At 57.3% G+C, this 18,176-nt stretch carries 13 protein-coding genes; 1 reads left to right on the forward strand and 12 read right to left on the reverse strand.

All coding sequences use genetic code 11. The features are described from left to right. Positions 1-114 precede the first annotated feature (114 nt). The 4 genes from tuf to rpsL all read right to left on the reverse strand — a co-directional run bounded on the left by tuf (position 115) and on the right by rpsL (position 4,373). Positions 115-1,290, reverse strand: a complete 1,176-nt coding sequence (tuf, locus tag VOY09_RS11185; RefSeq protein WP_323811280.1) for an elongation factor Tu — start codon at positions 1,288-1,290, stop codon at positions 115-117. Positions 1,291-1,379: 89 nt separating this feature from the next. Next, positions 1,380-3,503, reverse strand: coding sequence for an elongation factor G (gene fusA / locus VOY09_RS11190; RefSeq protein ID WP_322896010.1), 2,124 nt, complete (start codon positions 3,501-3,503; stop codon positions 1,380-1,382). Between the two features lie 15 nt (positions 3,504-3,518). Then, entirely contained in the window at positions 3,519-3,989 is a 471-nt protein-coding gene (gene rpsG, locus VOY09_RS11195) for a 30S ribosomal protein S7 (protein WP_322896012.1), read from the reverse strand. A gap of 12 nt (positions 3,990-4,001) precedes the next feature. Further along, the gene (gene rpsL, locus VOY09_RS11200; protein WP_322896014.1) at positions 4,002-4,373 is read right to left on the reverse strand and encodes a 30S ribosomal protein S12; all 372 of its coding nucleotides are present in this window, start codon (positions 4,371-4,373) and stop codon (positions 4,002-4,004) included. A gap of 401 nt (positions 4,374-4,774) precedes the next feature. On the opposite strand from rpsL, the gene VOY09_RS11205 reads away from it, so the two are divergent. Next, positions 4,775-5,341, forward strand: a complete 567-nt coding sequence (locus VOY09_RS11205; protein ID WP_322896016.1) for a hypothetical protein — start codon at positions 4,775-4,777, stop codon at positions 5,339-5,341. A 4-nt stretch (positions 5,342-5,345) separates the two neighbouring features. On the opposite strand, the gene VOY09_RS11210 is transcribed toward VOY09_RS11205, so the two are convergent. The 8 genes from VOY09_RS11210 to nusG form a co-directional block, all read right to left on the reverse strand. Continuing rightward, the gene (locus tag VOY09_RS11210) at positions 5,346-6,248 is read right to left on the reverse strand and encodes a DMT family transporter (RefSeq protein WP_322896018.1); all 903 of its coding nucleotides are present in this window, start codon (positions 6,246-6,248) and stop codon (positions 5,346-5,348) included. Positions 6,249-6,351: 103 nt separating this feature from the next. After that, positions 6,352-10,587: a DNA-directed RNA polymerase subunit beta' gene (gene rpoC / locus VOY09_RS11215; protein WP_322896019.1), complete on the reverse strand. Its 4,236-nt coding sequence runs from the start codon at positions 10,585-10,587 to the stop codon at positions 6,352-6,354. A gap of 98 nt (positions 10,588-10,685) precedes the next feature. Further along, positions 10,686-14,825 carry a DNA-directed RNA polymerase subunit beta gene (gene rpoB / locus VOY09_RS11220; RefSeq protein ID WP_322896021.1) on the reverse strand — a complete coding sequence of 1,380 codons (4,140 nt, stop codon included), beginning with the start codon at positions 14,823-14,825 and terminating at the stop codon, positions 10,686-10,688. Positions 14,826-15,082: 257 nt separating this feature from the next. After that, entirely contained in the window at positions 15,083-15,457 is a 375-nt protein-coding gene (gene rplL, locus VOY09_RS11225; RefSeq protein ID WP_322896023.1) for a 50S ribosomal protein L7/L12, read from the reverse strand. 68 nt (positions 15,458-15,525) lie between these two features. Further along, entirely contained in the window at positions 15,526-16,038 is a 513-nt protein-coding gene (gene rplJ / locus VOY09_RS11230) for a 50S ribosomal protein L10 (protein WP_322896025.1), read from the reverse strand. A 325-nt stretch (positions 16,039-16,363) separates the two neighbouring features. Then, entirely contained in the window at positions 16,364-17,062 is a 699-nt protein-coding gene (rplA, locus tag VOY09_RS11235; RefSeq protein ID WP_322896027.1) for a 50S ribosomal protein L1, read from the reverse strand. After that, positions 17,062-17,487: a 50S ribosomal protein L11 gene (rplK, locus tag VOY09_RS11240; RefSeq protein WP_322896029.1), complete on the reverse strand. Its 426-nt coding sequence runs from the start codon at positions 17,485-17,487 to the stop codon at positions 17,062-17,064. Before rplK ends, rplA begins: the two co-directional genes overlap by 1 nt. A 105-nt stretch (positions 17,488-17,592) precedes the next feature. Then, positions 17,593-18,123, reverse strand: a complete 531-nt coding sequence (nusG, locus tag VOY09_RS11245; protein WP_322896031.1) for a transcription termination/antitermination protein NusG — start codon at positions 18,121-18,123, stop codon at positions 17,593-17,595. Positions 18,124-18,176 lie beyond the last annotated feature (53 nt).

Genomic DNA, 18,176 nt, shown 5'->3' on the forward strand with positions numbered 1-18,176 from the left:
GACGCACCTTACTTGTGCCAGACAGAACTGAGCGGGTTCTCGGGCACTTTTGCTGCGCAAAAGTCCCTGCCACCCGCCAGTCGCGTTTGCGGCCCGAAGGCCGCAAGCCGCGCCTTACAGCAGGATCTTCGACACAACACCGGCGCCGACGGTCCGGCCGCCTTCGCGGATCGCGAAGCGCAGGCCGTCTTCCATGGCGATTGGTGCGATCAGTTCGACTTCGAACTTCAGGTTGTCGCCGGGCATCACCATTTCCGTACCTTCAGGCAGAACCACAGTCCCGGTCACATCCGTTGTACGGAAGTAGAACTGCGGGCGGTAGTTTGCGAAGAACGGTGTGTGACGGCCGCCTTCTTCCTTGGTCAGAATATAGGCTTCTGCTTCAAACTTGGTGTGTGGCTTGACCGAACCGGGCTTGCACAGAACCTGACCGCGCTCAACACCTTCACGATCCACACCGCGCAGCAGCGCACCGATGTTGTCGCCAGCCTGACCGCTGTCCAGCAATTTGCGGAACATTTCCACGCCGGTACAGATGGTTTTCTTGGTGTCGCGGATACCGACGATTTCGATTTCGTCGCCGACGTTGATCACACCGCGTTCCACACGACCGGTCACAACTGTACCACGGCCGGAGATCGAGAAGACATCCTCGATCGGCATCAGGAACGGCAGGTCAACTGCACGTGCTGGTGTCGGGATATATTCGTCGACAGCCGCGATCAGCTTGCGGATCGATTCTTCACCGATTGCAGGCTCGGTGCCGTTCATCGCATGCAGGGCCGAGCCGGGGATGACGGGGATGTCGTCGCCGGGGTAGTCGTATTTGGACAGCAGCTCGCGGATTTCCATCTCGACCAGTTCGAGCAGCTCTTCGTCGTCGACCTGATCGACCTTGTTCATGTAGACAACCATGTAAGGGATGCCGACCTGACGGCCGAGCAGGATATGCTCGCGTGTCTGGGGCATCGGGCCGTCAGCAGCGTTCACGACCAGGATCGCGCCGTCCATCTGGGCAGCACCGGTGATCATGTTTTTGACATAGTCAGCGTGGCCGGGGCAGTCGACGTGGGCGTAGTGACGGCTCTCGGATTCGTATTCGACGTGGGCGGTCGAAATGGTGATGCCACGTGCCTTTTCTTCAGGCGCGCCGTCGATCTGATCATAGGCTTTGAAATCACCGAAATATTTGGTGATCGCTGCGGTCAATGTGGTTTTGCCGTGGTCAACGTGGCCAATCGTGCCGATGTTCACGTGCGGTTTATTCCGTTCAAACTTTGCCTTTGCCATGGTCTGGCTCCTTCAACTTGATGTTTGGGGCGGCGGGAAAAACCCCGCCCTACGGGGGATGGTAGGGCGGGGTTATCCCCGCCGCACCGTTAAGCGTATTTCTTCTGGATCTCGTCGCTGATCGTCTGCGGCACCGGCTCATAATGATCGAAGATCATTGTGAAGTTGGCCCGACCGGACGACATCGACCGCAAGGTGTTGATGTAGCCGAACATATTCGCCAGCGGCACGAAGGCGTCGATGACAATCGCGTTGCCGCGGCTGTCCTGACCCTGCACCATACCACGACGCGATGTCAGATCGCCGATGATGCCACCGGTATATTCTTCCGGTGTCACAACTTCGACTTTCATGATCGGCTCAAGCAGTTTCGCACCGGCCTTGCGCATCCCTTCACGCATACACATCCGTGCTGCGATCTCGAAGGCGAGGACCGAGGAGTCCACATCGTGATACTTGCCTTCCAGCAAGGCCACTTTGAAGTCGATCACAGGGAAACCTGCCAATGGACCGGAATCCATGACCGATTTGATCCCTTTTTCGACGCCGGGGATATATTCCTTTGGCACCGAACCACCGACAACGCGGGATTCAAACGAATAGCCTTCGCCAGGAAGTGTGGGCTGGATCAACAATTTGACCTCACCGAACTGACCGGACCCACCAGATTGCTTCTTGTGAGTATAGGTATGTTCGACTTCATGGCCGATTGTTTCGCGGTAAGCCACTTGTGGCGCACCGATATTGGCCTCGACCTTGAATTCACGCTTCATGCGGTCGACCAGAATGTCGAGATGCAATTCGCCCATGCCCTTCATGATGGTCTGACCGGATTCAAAGTCAGTTTCCACGCGGAAGGATGGATCCTCGGCTGCCAGACGTGCCAGCGCGATGCCCATTTTCTCTTGGTCGGCCTTGGTTTTAGGCTCGACCGCGATTTCGATCACGGGCTCTGGGAAGGTCATCGTTTCGAGAACGACAGGGTCCTGCGGGTCACAAAGCGTGTCGCCGGTTGTCGTGTTCTTCAGACCACCCAGCGCGATGATGTCACCGGCCCAGGCTTCGTCGATTTCTTCGCGGTTGATGGCATGCATCATCATCATCCGGCCAACGCGTTCCTTACCGCCTTTGGTCGAGTTCAGCATCGCATCACCCTTGTTCAGTTTACCTGAATAGATCCGGGTAAAGGTCAAGGAACCGACGAATGGGTCGTTCATGATTTTGAACGCCAGACCAGAGAATGGCATGGTGTCATCCGCACGGCGCGGGATAGAGCGAGTTTCAGTCTCGTCACCGGGGCGGAAACCCATGTAATCGACAACGTCCATCGGGCTTGGCAGATAGTCGATGACAGCGTTCAACAGCGGCTGCACACCTTTGTTTTTGAACGCAGAACCGGCCAGGATCGGGACGAATTTCATCGCCAGCGTGCCTTTGCGGATCAGCGAACGGAGTGTGTCCACGTCAGGCTCTTGCCCGTCGAGATAGGCTTCCATCGCGTCGTCATCCATGTCGACAGCCAGCTCGATCAGCTTGCTGCGCCATTCCAGCGCCATGTCGTTCAGGCTGTCACGGATTGGCTGACGGACCCAGGACGCGCCCAGATCTTCACCCAAGTAAACCCATTCTTCCATGGTCACGAGATCGATGATGCCTTCCAGCTCGGTCTCTGCACCGATCGGCAGCTGGATTGGCGCAGGCACGGCGCCGGTCCGGTCAGCGATCATCTTGACGCAGTTGAAGAAGTCAGCGCCGATCTTGTCCATCTTGTTGACGAAAACGATCCGCGGCACTTTGTACCGGTCAGCCTGACGCCAGACGGTTTCGGTCTGCGGTTCAACACCGGCGTTGGCGTCGAGCAGACAGATCGCACCGTCGAGCACAGCCAAAGACCGTTCAACTTCAATGGTGAAGTCAACGTGGCCGGGCGTGTCGATGATGTTCATGCGGAACTTGGTGTCGGAGATGCCGTCAGCCGACGGATCATCCTGACGCTGCCAGAACGTCGTGGTCGCAGCAGAGGTGATCGTGATGCCGCGTTCCTGTTCCTGCTCCATCCAGTCCATCGTTGCGGCGCCATCATGCACCTCACCGATGTTGTGGGATTTGCCGGTGTAAAAAAGGATCCGCTCGGTGCAAGTGGTCTTACCTGCATCGATGTGCGCCATGATACCAAAGTTACGGTACCGTTCGAGTGGATAGTCGCGTGCCATATCGGTTCGTCCCTCTTACCAGCGGTAATGGCTGAACGCTTTGTTCGCGTCGGCCATCTTATGGGTGTCTTCGCGCTTTTTCACGGCAGTGCCGCGGCCTTGGATCGCATCCATCAGCTCGCCTGCAAGGCGTTCTTCCATCGTGTTTTCGTTGCGCTTTTTCGCAGCAGCGATCAGCCAACGGATCGCCAGCGCTTCGCGCCGCTCTGGGCGGACTTCGACGGGCACCTGATAGGTCGCACCACCGACGCGGCGCGAACGCACTTCGACGGATGGTTTGATGTTGTCCAGACACTCGTGGAACACTTCCACAGGCGATTTCTTCAGCTTGCCTTCAACGCGATCAAACGCGTTATAGACGATGCGTTCGGCAACGGCTTTTTTGCCGTCAACCATCAGGTTGTTCATGAACTTTGTCAGAACGATATCACCAAACTTGGCGTCTGGCAGGACTTGGCGCTTCTCAGCGGCGTGACGACGTGACATGTGATCTTTCCCTTACTTCGGACGCTTCGCGCCATATTTGGACCGGCGCTGTTTACGGTTCTTGACGCCTTGGGTATCAAGCACACCGCGCAGAATGTGGTAACGCACACCGGGAAGGTCTTTTACACGGCCGCCGCGGATCAGAACCACAGAGTGTTCCTGAAGGTTGTGGCTTTCACCGGGGATGTAAGAGATGACCTCAAAACCATTGGTCAGACGCACTTTTGCGACTTTCCGCATAGCCGAGTTCGGCTTTTTGGGTGTGGTGGTGTAAACGCGCGTGCAGACGCCGCGTTTTTGTGGGCAGGATTCCAGGTGCTGCGACTTGGATTTGATAATCTTCGGCTGGCGCGGCTTGCGGATCAGCTGCTGAATCGTTGGCATCGTGTGATGTTCCCATCTATTCACATATATGCGTCCGGCAAACGCGGGTTTCAAAAATGCTTTTCAGGTGTGAAAAGCACAAAAATTCCGCGTCGAACCCTTACCGGAGGTTCGGTGCGGTCTGTATCCAGAGGAACAAGGCTATAATCGCCCGGCTCTTGGCCACGACAGATGTGATATCGGGTAAAAAGGGAATAATCCCTGTCCGGATGTGCGGCGTATAGGGCCTTGCGCGCAAGCTGTCAACAGGGCCCGCCTGCCCCACCGTGCGTTGCGTGGCCTGCAAAAACAGGCGGTTATTGCATAGCAACACGGATCGGCGCTCTATCGCGGCACACAACGCAGCGCCCGGCACGCAATCTTGCAAGAATCGACTCCCGGGCCAGATGGAGAAACCAGATATGAAACCACTTTTCCCCGCTTTGGCGGCCTGTCTGATCGTTGCCGGATGCACCTCGCCTGCGCCGCCGACGATCAGCAACCGCGATATCAACCGCGCCTTTGCCGATGCGTCGCGCGTCAGCCGCCTGCCGGAAACCCGGGTCGGTGACCTGCCCTTTGGCTCCGCGACCTATAATGGTCAGGTAGGTGCTGATATCAGTGGCGACCTGCAAGGCAGCATGTTGGGCGATATGTCAATGGTCGTCGGGTTCAACACCAACCGGGTCGGCGGGTCGATTTCAAACCTCAACCTCATCGATCAGAACGGGCGGCCCGACCAGGCGCTGGGAGGCAATCTGACCATTGGCGGTTTTGAAGATCAGGGCGCGATTCTGGCCGGTGCCGCCGGGACGATCACCGGGGTTGAATCCGGGGGGTCGGCCTTTAGCTCGGATGTGAACCTGAACATGCAAGGCAGCGTGCGCGATGATCGCGGGCGCGGCGATGCGGTGTTCGGCACTGTGAATGGGGCGGCTGTCGGCGATGTCAATCTTGGCATTGACGGCGTGTTCTTCGGGAACAGGTAAGCGATCAGCGGATCCGGTCCGGTGCCAGATTGTGCCGGATCCGCAGCTGCTGTTCGCGCCACAAGGTGAACAGCCCTGTGGCGACGACGATGCTTGCCCCGATCAGGGTCAGGACGTTGGGCCATTCATCGAACACCGCCATGCCGAGGATCAGCGCCACCAACAGCCCGGTATAGCGGAACGGCGCGACAAAGCTGATCTCGCCCGAGCGCATTGCGCTGACCGAAAACACATAGCCGAAGATCAGGAAAACCGTCGCACCGCCAAGCTGCATCACCGATGTGGTGCTGAAACTGCCCCAGGTGATGAACAGCGACCCGATCGCCCCCAACAGGGTCACCCCAATCGCCGCGATCAGCGCGATGAAGACCGCAGGCACCTGCACTGACATCCGCCGCACCGCCAGATCGCGCAGGGTGACGCAGGCAACGGCAGCCAAGGCATAGAAACTATAGGCGCTGAAATCTTCGCCCCCCGGCTGGATGATGAAGACAACGCCGATGAATCCCACGGCAATCGCCGAAAACCGGCGCCAGCCCAAGGCCTCGCCCAGAAACAGGGTTGCCGCCAAGGCGACGACCAATGGCAGCGCCTGCATGATCGCGGCGACATTGGCGATGGGCATGTTGAACAAAGCGGTCAGAAAGAAATAGGTGCCGCCAAGCTCGCCCGCCGTGCGCAACAGGATCAGACCCCAGTCGCGCCGCGGCAGGTTGAAATGCAATTGGTTCAGATAGCGGCACATGATCGTCAGGCAGATGATCGCGCCGATGCCACGAAACAGAACCGCCTGAAACAACGGGATTTCATCCGACGCCGCCTTCATGAAGGCATCGTTGACGGTATAGGCAGTCATCGCCCCCACCATCAGTAACGCACCCCGGATATTGTCGGAAATCACTGCCATGCCAGTGACCTATCAGCGCGGCCAGACCAGTGCCAGAGGGTTTCACCAAAAGCAAAAGGCCCCCGTTTTCACGAGGGCCTTTGCAAGTCATGGGACGTGATGCTTACGCGTCGTCTTCCGGTGTCTCGGTGCGGGCACCAAAGACATCGGTTTCCTCACTGCGCACAGGTGCGACGAGTGCTGCGGCCTGTTCGGCCTCTTCACGGCGGGCTTCGATGACGACATTGTCGCGATCCGCTGCGATCTTGCGCATCTGCTGGGTTGCCCCACCGGTGCCTGCCGGGATCAGACGACCGACGATGACGTTTTCTTTCAGACCGATCAGCTTGTCCCGCTTGCCCTGCACCGATGCTTCGGTCAGCACCCGTGTGGTTTCCTGGAACGACGCCGCCGAGATGAACGAACGTGTCTGCAGCGATGCTTTGGTGATCCCAAGCAGGATCGGCTCGCCCGTTGCCGGACGGTCGCCGCGCTTGATCGCCTTGGCATTCGCCTCGTCGAATTCAGCCTTATCGACGGTTTCGCCTTTCAGCAGAACCGTGTCACCGCTGTCCTGGATTTCCCATTTCTGGAGCATCTGACGCACGATGACTTCGATATGCTTGTCGTTGATCTTCACACCTTGCAAGCGATACACGTCCTGCACTTCGTCGATCATGTAGTCCGCCAAGGCCTCGACACCCATGACCGCAAGAATATCGTGCGGGGCTGGGTTGCCGTCCATGATGTAATCGCCCTTCTGGACAAAGTCACCTTCCACCACGGGAATGTGCTTGCCCTTGGGCACCATGTATTCGACCTTCACGTCCGGATCATCGGCACTTTCGATCGCGATGCGGCGCTTGTTCTTGTAGTCCTTGCCAAAGCGCACATAGCCGTCGATTTCGGCGATGATCGCGTGATCCTTTGGACGACGGGCTTCGAACAATTCGGCCACACGCGGCAGACCACCGGTGATGTCCTTGGTCTTGGCACCTTCACGCGGAATACGCGCAATGACGTCGCCGGCCTTGACCTCTTGCCCGTCTTCTGCGGACAAAACCGCGTCAACCGACATGCCGTAGGACACAGGGTTGCCATCGTCTTTCAACACGACTTCCCCATCGGCGCCGACCACGATGATCTTTGGTGCCAACTCATTGCCCTTGGGCGCTGCACGCCAGTCGGACACGATGCGCTGGGTCATGCCCGTTGCATCATCGGTGTCTTCCCGCACGGCAATCCCATTGACCAGATCGACATACTTGGCCGTACCGGACTTTTCGGCGATGATCGGCAGGGTGTAGGGGTCCCATTCGAACAATTTATCGCCGCGCAGAACTTCCTGCCCTTCTTTGACCAGAACCTTGGAACCATAGCCGACCTTGTGGGTGGCGCGATCTTCGCCTTCTGGACCGACGATGGCGATCACCATGTTCCGGCCCATGACGACGTTTTCGCCAGCGGCATTTTCCAGCAACATAGCGTTACGGAATGTGACCTTACCGGGCTGCGACGCCTCCAGGAACGATTGCTGGCCACCTTGGGCAACGCCACCGATGTGGAAGGTCCGCATCGTCAGCTGTGTGCCGGGCTCCCCGATGGATTGTGCGGCGATGATGCCGACAGCTTCACCAAGGTTCACGCGGGTACCGCGCGCCAGGTCACGACCGTAACACATCGCGCAAACGCCATCTTCAGCTTCGCAGGTCAGCGGGCTGCGGATGCGCATTTTGCCAATGGCAGCGGCATCGATCATGTCGGCCTTGCGTTCGTCGATCAGTTCACCTGCTTCCACGATCACCTCATCGGTGCCGGGGCGCAGGACGTCATCAGCGGACACACGACCAAGGACGCGTTCGGCCAGGGACGACACAACTTCCCCATCATTGACCGCTGCTTCCGCAGTGATCGCACGATCAGTCCCGCAATCGACCTGACGGACGATGCAATCCTGTGCCACGTCGACCAGACGACGGGTCAGATAACCGGAGTTCGCTGTCTTCAACGCGGTATCCGACAGACCCTTACGGGCACCGTGGGTCGAGTTGAAGTACTCAAGAACGGTCAGACCTTCCTTGAAGTTCGAGATGATCGGCGTCTCGATGATTTCGCCGTTCGGCTTGGCCATCAGGCCGCGCATCCCGCCCAGCTGTTTCATCTGCGTGACCGAACCACGCGCACCGGAATGGGCCATCATATAGACCGAGTTCGGCTCCGATTCCGAGCCATCAGCCTCGCGGCCAGCGGTCGAAATCGTGGTCATCATCGCATCGGTGACCTTGTCGTTGGCTTTGGACCAAGCGTCGACGACTTTGTTGTACTTTTCACCTTGAGTGATCAGGCCGTCCATATACTGCTGTTCAAAGTCTTTGACCTGTTCGCGGGTTTCATCGACCAGCGCCCATTTGGTGTCAGGCACAACCATGTCGTCTTTGCCGAACGAAATGCCAGCCTTGAACGCCTCGCGGAAGCCCATGGTCATGATCTGGTCACAGAAGATGACCGATTCCTTCTGGCCGCAATAGCGGTAGACGGTATCAATGATCTGCTGGACTTCTTTCTTGCGCAGCAAGCGGTTGACCAGACTGAACGGTGCTTTCGCATTGAGCGGCAGCAAGACACCCAGACGCAGACGGCCCGGCGTGGTTTCAAAGCGCGTCAGCACCTCGTTGCCTTCGTCGTCGATCTGGATCATCCGCGCGGTGATCTTGGCGTGCAGATGCACCTCGCCTGCGGTCAGCGCATGTTCGACTTCGTCGATGTTGCTGAAGGACATGCCTTCGCCCTTCATGCCTTCCCGCATGATCGTGGTGTAATAGAGACCCAAGATCATATCCTGCGACGGCACGATAATCGGCGCGCCGTTGGCGGGCGACAGCACGTTATTCGTGGACATCATCAGCACGCGGGCTTCCAACTGGGCCTCAAGGCTCAGCGGGACGTGGACAGCCATCTGGTCACCGTCAAAGTCGGCGTTGAAGGCGGAACAAACCAGCGGGTGAAGCTGGATCGCCTTGCCTTCGATCAGGACAGGTTCGAACGCCTGAATGCCCAAACGGTGCAGGGTCGGCGCACGGTTCAGCATGACGGGGTGTTCGCGGATCACCTCATCCAGAATATCCCAGACCTCTGGCCGTTCTTTTTCGACCAGTTTCTTGGCCTGTTTCACGGTGCTGGACAGGCCCTTGGCCTCCAGCCGCGAATAGATGAACGGTTTGAACAGTTCGAGCGCCATTTTCTTGGGCAACCCGCACTGGTGCAGCTTCAGTTCCGGACCGGTCACAATGACCGAACGACCGGAAAAGTCGACGCGTTTGCCCAAAAGGTTCTGCCGGAAACGACCCTGCTTACCTTTCAGCATGTCGGACAGGGATTTCAGCGGACGCTTGTTGGCACCCGTGATCACCCGACCACGACGGCCGTTGTCGAACAAGGCATCGACGGATTCCTGCAACATGCGCTTTTCGTTGCGCACGATGATATCAGGCGCACGCAATTCGATCAGACGCTTCAAACGGTTGTTCCGGTTGATCACACGACGATAGAGATCGTTGAGGTCAGATGTCGCGAAACGGCCACCGTCCAGCGGGACCAGCGGGCGCAGTTCTGGCGGGATCACGGGGATCACGGTCAGGACCATCCATTCCGGGCGATTGCCGGATTCAAGAAAGTTCTCGACGATCTTCAGACGCTTGATGATTTTTTTGGGCTTCAATTCGCCTGTCGCCACTTTCAGATCGGCGCGCAGTTGTTCAGCCTCTGATTCCAGATCGATCTGAGCCAGCATTTCGCGGATCGCTTCTGCGCCGATATTGGCCTGGAATGCATCCATGCCGTAAAGGTCTTGGGCGTCGTTGAATTCCTCTTCGGTCATCAACTGGCCATAGGTCAGATCCGTCAGGCCGGGTTCGATCACGACGTAGTTTTCGAAATAGAGGATCCGTTCCAGATCGCGCAGGGTCATGTCCAGCATCAGGCCGATGCGGGATGGCAGCGATTTCAGGAACCAGATATGCGCGACAGGTGCAGCCAGTTCGATATGGCCCATGCGTTCGCGGCGGACCTTTTGCAGGGTCACTTCCACGCCGCATTTTTCGCAGACAACGCCGCGATATTTCATGCGCTTGTATTTGCCGCACAGGCATTCGTAATCCTTGATCGGGCCAAAGATACGCGCGCAGAACAGGCCGTCCCGCTCAGGTTTAAAGGTACGGTAGTTGATGGTTTCGGGCTTCTTGATCTCGCCAAAGGACCACGACAGGATCCGTTCGGGCGATGCCAGAGACACCTTGATTTCGTCAAACGTCTTTGCCGGGGCAACCGGGTTAAACGGGTTGTTTGTCAGTTCCTGGTTCATCGTCAATTCCTTGAATTGGGGTGCGGTGGAGTGAGGGGGCGGGGAGAACCCCGCCCTACCGGCAGCGTAGGTCGGGGTTTACCCCGACATCGTCCGCCTTATTCCTCGTCCTCCGCATCCAGGAGTTCCATATTGAGGCCGAGGCCCCGGACTTCTTTCACCAGCACGTTGAAGGATTCAGGCACGCCAGCCTCGAAATTATCCTCGCCTTTGACGATGCTTTCATAGACTTTCGTCCGCCCTGCCACGTCATCCGACTTCACAGTCAGCATTTCCTGCAAGGTGTAAGCCGCGCCATAAGCTTCCAATGCCCAGACTTCCATTTCCCCGAAACGCTGGCCACCGAACTGGGCTTTACCACCCAATGGCTGCTGCGTGACAAGGCTGTAAGGTCCGGTGGAACGTGCGTGGATCTTGTCGTCGACCAAGTGGTGCAATTTCAGCAGGTATTTGATCCCCACCGTCACCTTGCGGCTGAACTGTTCGCCGGTGCGACCGTCAAACAGAACCGACTGACCCGAGGTGTCGAAACCGGCACGCGTCAGCGCATCGTTTACGTCAGCCTCTTTCGCGCCGTCGAAGACGGGTGTCGCGATTGGCACACCGCGGGTCACGTGACCAGCGGATTCGATCAGATCAGCCTCGTCCATACCGGCGATGCCTTCGTCGTAGACATCGTCGCCATAGGCGATTTTCATCGCTTCACGCACAGGTGTCAGATCGCCGGACCGGCGGTATTCTGACAAAGCCTCGTCGATCTGGATACCCAGACCCCGCGCAGCCCAACCCATATGGGTTTCAAGGATCTGACCGACGTTCATCCGAGATGGCACGCCCAGCGGGTTCAGACAGAAGTCGACCGGTGTGCCATCCGCGAGGAACGGCATGTCTTCCATCGGCACGACCTTGGAGATCACACCTTTGTTGCCGTGACGGCCAGCCATCTTGTCGCCCGGCTGCAGCTTGCGCTTCACCGCGACAAAGACTTTGACCATCTTCATCACACCAGGTGGCAGATCATCGCCGCGACGGACTTTTTCGACCTTATCTTCGAACCGTGCATCCATGACTTTTTTCTGGATACCGTATTGCTCATGCAAGGCTTCGACGATTTTTGCATCGTATTCGTCTTCCATCGCCAATTGCCACCACTGGCCACGGCTCAGATCTGCAACGCTTTCTTCGGTCACAACAGACCCGGCCTTGAAGCCTTTGGGACCTTTGGCAGCTTTCTTGCCACCAATGATATCCCACAGACGGGCATAGATGTTGCGGTCGAGGATCGCGAGTTCGTCATCACGGTCGCGCGACAGGCGTTCGACTTCTTCACGCTCGATCTGGAGCGCACGTTCGTCTTTTTCCACGCCGTGACGGTTGAACACACGCACTTCGACCACGGTACCAAAGTCACCGGGCGGCAGGCGCAAGGAAGTGTCACGCACGTCGGAGGCTTTTTCACCGAAGATGGCGCGCAGCAGCTTTTCTTCCGGCGTCATCGGGCTTTCGCCTTTTGGGGTGATCTTGCCGACCAGAATATCCGCAGGCCCAACCTCGGCCCCGATATAGACGATGCCCGCCTCGTCAAGGTTGCGCAAAGCTTCCTCGCCGACATTGGGGATATCGCGGGTGATTTCCTCTGGCCCGAGTTTCGTGTCACGAGCGGCGACTTCAAATTCCTCGATATGGATCGAGGTGAAGACGTCGTCGCGCACGATGCGTTCAGAAATCAGGATCGAGTCTTCGTAGTTGTAGCCATTCCAAGGCATAAACGCGACGACCACGTTCTTGCCCAGTGCCAGTTCGCCCAGATCGGTTGACGGACCATCGGCGATGACCTGACCTTTCTGGACCGTGTCACCCACCTTTACCAGCGGACGCTGGTTGATGCAGGTGTTCTGGTTGGACCGCTGGAATTTGCGCATGCGGTAGATATCGACGCCCGCATCACCCAGTTCCAGATCGGATGTGGCACGGATCACGATCCGCTGTGCATCGACCTGATCGATGACACCGGCGCGTTTCGCCATGATCGCCGCACCGCTGTCACGCGCCACGACTTCTTCGATCCCGGTGCCGACCAGCGGCGCTTCGGCCTGCAGCAAAGGCACGGCCTGACGCTGCATGTTCGAGCCCATCAAGGCACGGTTGGCGTCATCATTTTCCAGGAACGGGATCAGCGATGCCGCAACCGAGACCAGCTGTTTCGGCGATACGTCGATGAGATCGACATTTTCGCGTGGGGCCAGCGTGTAGTCGCCGTTCACACGGGTCGAAACCAGATCATTCGCAAACGATCCGTCATCGTTCATCGAGGCGTTGGCCTGCGCCACAGTGTGACGCATTTCTTCGGTGGCAGACATGTATTGCACATCATCCGTCACTTTGCCGTCCACGACCTTGCGATATGGCGTTTCGATGAAGCCGTACTTGTTCACGCGGGCAAAGGTGGCCAGCGAGTTGATCAGACCGATGTTCGGACCTTCCGGCGTTTCAATCGGGCACATCCGGCCGTAATGGGTCGGGTGCACGTCGCGGACCTCAAAACCGGCACGTTCGCGGGTCAAACCACCGGGCCCAAGCGCCGAAAGGCGACGCTTGTGCGTCACTTCGGACAGTGGGTTCGTCTGGTCCATGAACTGCGACAGCTGGCTGGAGCCGAAGAATTCGCGCACAGCAGCAGCGGCAGGTTTCGCGTTGATCAGATCCTGCGGCATCACCGTGTCGATTTCGACGGATGACATGCGTTCCTTAATAGCGCGTTCCATGCGCAGCAGACCGACGCGGTACTGGTTTTCCATCAATTCGCCGACAGACCGCACGCGGCGGTTACCCAGGTGGTCGATGTCGTCAATATCACCGCGACCGTCGCGCAATTCCGTCAGCGCCTTGATACAGGCGACGATGTCTTCGCGGCGCAGTGTGCGCATCGTGTCTTCGGCATCCAGGTTCAGACGCATGTTCATCTTGACCCGGCCAACGGCAGACAGATCGTAGCGTTCGCTGTCAAAGAACAGCGTGTCAAACAGGGCAGAGGCGGAATCAACGGTTGGTGGTTCACCCGGACGCATAACGCGGTAGATATCCATGAGCGCGGTTTCCCGGTTCATGTTCTTATCCGCCGCCATCGTGCTGCGGATATATCCGCCGACAGAGATGTTATCGATGTCCAGAACCGGGATCGAGGTGATCCCGGCGTCGATCAGTTCTTTCAGGGTGCCGCCAACAACGTCGCCAGCCTTGTCCATTTCCAGCGTCAACTCATCGCCAGCCTCGACATAGATCGCGCCGGTTTCTTCGTTGATGATGTCACGGGCGACATATTTGCCGACGATATGTTCGTAAGGTACCAGCAGGTTTTTGACCTTGCCGTCGTCGATCAGTTTCTTGACAGACCGTGGTGTGACTTTCTCGCCTGCTTTGGCGATGACTTCACCAGTCGCTGCATCAACGAGATCATAAGTCGGGCGTGTGCCACGGACGCGTTCCGGGAAGAACTTCGTGGTCCAGGCATTCGCCTCTTTATCAAGGCTGAAATCGACGGTGTTGTAATAGGCATTCATGATGCCTTCCTGGTCCAGACCCAGCGCATAAAGCAGGGTGGTCACAGGCAGTTTGCGGCGACGGTCGATCCGGCAGAACACAAGGTCCTTGGCGTCAAATTCGAAATCGAGCCAGCTGCCGCGATAGGGAATGATCCGGCAAGCAAACAGCAATTTGCCCGAGGAATGGGTTTTGCCTTTGTCATGATCAAAGAACACGCCGGGCGAACGGTGCATCTGGGAGACGATCACGCGCTCTGTGCCGTTCACTACAAAGGTGCCGTTCGGCGTCATCAGAGGCATATCGCCCATGAACACGTCTTGTTCCTTGATATCCTTGACGGATTTAGATCCTGTGTCTTCGTCCACTTCGAACACGATCAGGCGCAGCGTGACCTTCAGCGGGGCGGCATATGTCATGTCGCGCTGCATACATTCTTCGACGTCGTATTTTGGCTTTTCAAGCTCGTATTTCACGAATTCCAGCACAGCGGTTTCGTTGAAATCCTTGATCGGGAAAACCGACTGGAACACACCCTTGATGCCTTCGCCGTCAAGCGGTGTTTCACTGTCGCCGGAACGCAGGAACAGATCATAGGAAGATTTCTGAACCTCAATGAGGTTCGGCATTTCAAGCACTTCACGGATTTTGCCGTAATACTTGCGCAGGCGTTTCTGACCAAGGAAGGAGGAAGCCATGTGCGATATCACCTTTTGTTTGTCTCTCGAACGAACAGCGCCCGGGCTGCGCTGCCGCGTCCATTTGACGAGGGGTTTCAAGTCTATTCGTGGCTGCCGTCCCACCGGCCGCCTCCCGACTTTTCAACCAGCCCAAGACGCAGGCCACGCATGGCCCACCGCTAAGACAGGTTTGGCTGGACGCGCGATTTGCGCATCCAGCCGTTTTTGAACGCCCACGATGATCATTGCCACCGTAGGGCGGGGATAACCCCGCCTTACGCCAGTTCGACGGTCGCGCCAGCTGCTTCCAGCTTGGCTTTGATTTCGTCGGCTTCGGCTTTGGAAGCGCCTTCTTTGACCTTGCCGCCAGCTTCGACCAGATCCTTGGCTTCTTTCAGGCCCAGACCGGTGATGCCGCGCACTTCTTTGATCACGTTGATCTTCTGTGCGCCGGCGTCTTTCAGGACGACGTCAAATTCGGTCTTTTCTTCGGCAGCTTCTGCTGCACCAGCAGCAGGACCAGCCATCATCACAGCGCCGCCAGCAGCGGGCTCGATGCCGTATTCATCCTTCAGGATGGTTTTCAGTTCTTGTGCTTCGAGAAGGGTCAGACCAACAATCTCTTCAGCCAGTTTTTTCAGATCAGCCATTTTATGCTTTCCGTTCGTTTTAAGTGTGTTCCAACGTGAGGCGAAAACCCCAAGTCAATTCAGATGCTTTACGCAGCTTTCTCTTCGATGGTCGAAAGAATGCTCGCGATGTTCGAAGCAGGCGCGCCAATGGCCCCGGCGATGTTTGCGGCAGGTGCTGCGATGCAACCCACGATGGAAGCGATAAGCTCCTCGCGGCTTGGCATCCCGGCAACGGCTTTCACACCGGCTGGATCCAATGCTGTCTCACCCATTGCCCCGCCAAGAACGATCAGTTTTTCGTTCGTCTTGGCATAAGCGTCGATCACTTTCGCCGCAGCGACAGGATCTTCGGAATAAGCGAGAACAGTCATCCCCATCAGGTAATCACCGATGCTTGCGCATGGCTTGCCTTCCAGGGCGATTTTAGCGAGCTTGTTCTTGGCAACGCGCACGGCCCCACCGGCATCGCGCATACGCGCCCGCAGGTCCTGCATTTCAGCAACTGTCATGCCTTCGTAGTGGGCGACCACTACAACGCCAGAGCTTTCAAAGATCTGGCCGAGTTCATCGACCAATTGTTCTTTTTGTGCTCTATCCACAGTTTCACTCCAATTTAGGTGCCAGATAGTCTGACACCGGCTCTCGTTTTTGCCGGGCGGCGGACCACCCGACAGTCGGTGTCCACGTAAACGGGGCGAGCCAAGTTGAACCGAGGAGAGCCTCGAAAAATTCTGGTCTATCCCGTCTCAGGCAGGAATTAACGATCTTGCGATCAACCCACCGTCTCGGACGAATAAAGGCCCGAACGAATCAATCTTTCGGGCCTGCGTTTGTGGTTATCGTCTGTGACCCCGTTTGCCAAGGGCAGAAACGCAAACGGCAGGCCATGACGGCCTGCCGCGCGATCAATGATCTGTGAGGTGATCAGTTGCCGGTGGCAGAGGCCACGTCAACCGTCACGCCTGGGCCCATTGTCGAGCTGACGGCGATCTTTTTCATATAGGTGCCTTTGGCGCCCGATGGACGCGCCTTACCGACGGCATCCACAAAAGCCAGCATGTTCTGTTCCAGCTGTTCAGCTGTGAAAGATGCTTTGCCGATCCCGGCATGCACAACGCCAGCCTTTTCAGCTTTGAATTGAACCTGACCGCCTTTGGCAGCTTCAACAGCTTCTTTGACATCCATGGTCACGGTGCCGACGCGTGGGTTTGGCATCAGGTTACGTGGACCCAGTACTTTGCCGAGACGGCCGACGATGGCCATCATGTCAGGTGTCGCGATGCAACGGTCAAAATCAATCGTGCCACCCTGAATGGATTCCATCAGGTCTTCTGCGCCGACGATATCTGCGCCAGCTGCCTTGGCTTCGTCAGCCTTGTCGCCACGAGCGAAAACAGCGACGCGAACGGTTTTGCCGGTGCCGTTGGGCAGAGTGACCGTGCCGCGGACCATCTGGTCGGCGTGGCGCGGGTCAACACCCAGCTGCATGGAAATTTCGATGGTTTCATCGAATTTCGCGTTGGCATTGCCTTTCAGCAAGGAAACAGCTTCGGCGACAGTCACATTGGACTTGCCTTCGAATGCGGCGCGGGCTGCGATAGTGCGCTTACCATATTTTGCCATTACTTGACCTCCACGCCCATCGACCGGGCAGAGCCCATGATGATCTGCATTGCACCTTCAATGGATGTCGCATTGAGGTCTTTCATCTTCGCTTCGGCGATCTCGCGCACTTGCTTGGCGGTGATCGACCCAGCAGAAGCACGGCCGGGGGTCTTGGACCCGGACGACAGCTTTGCAGCCTTCTTGATGTAATAAGACGCTGGTGGCGTCTTGATCTCGAAGGTGAAGGACTTGTCGGCGTAATAGGTGATCACGGTCGGGCAAGGGGCATCTTTTTCCATGTCGGCTGTCTTGGCGTTGAACGCCTTGCAGAATTCCATGATGTTGATGCCGCGCTGACCCAATGCGGGACCGACGGGCGGGCTTGGTTTGGCATTGCCTGCTGCAACTTGCAGCTTGAGCATGCCGACTACTTTCTTGGCCATTGGCCTCTCCTTTTCAGCGGTGGGCTGTTACCCACCCTACATTGCCCCGATTGGGGCGGTTATGCCGTGGTTCGCCTCGCGGCTCCCACGTCTGAACACGCAAAGTTACTGTTTGGAAACCTGCGTGAATTCCAGTTCGACCGGGGTAGCCCGGCCAAAGATCGACACCGTCACCTTGAGGCGCTGATGCTCTTCGTCGACATATTCGACCAAGCCATCGAAATCCTCGAACGGGCCGTCGTTGACTTTGACTTTCTCGCCGATCTCGAAATGGATCAGGGTGCGTGGACTGTCCTCGCCTTCCTGAACACGGCCAAGGATGGCCTGCACTTCGGCATCGCGCATCGGCATCGGGCGGCCTTGCGGCCCCAGAAACCCGGTGACGCGGTTGATCGAGTTGATCAGGTGATAGCCTTCATCCGACATTTCCATATGCACCAGCACATAGCCGGGCATGAAACGGCGTTCAGTCGTCACCTTTTTGTTGCGACGGACCTCGATCACTTCTTCGGTCGGCACCAAGACTTCGTCAATCTGGTCGGACAAGCCTTTTTCTTCCGCTTTCGCGCGGATTGCCTCTGCGATCTTCTTTTCGAAGTTCGAAAGAACGCTTACCGAATACCAGCGTTTAGCCATCTGTCAGAGCACCTTGTCGTCACGAGACCTTTACGATCCCTGGTTCAAATTGA

Origin of the sequence: Yoonia sp. 67-2 (assembly GCF_035117555.1) — a bacterium.
Taxonomy (GTDB): domain Bacteria; phylum Pseudomonadota; class Alphaproteobacteria; order Rhodobacterales; family Rhodobacteraceae; genus Yoonia.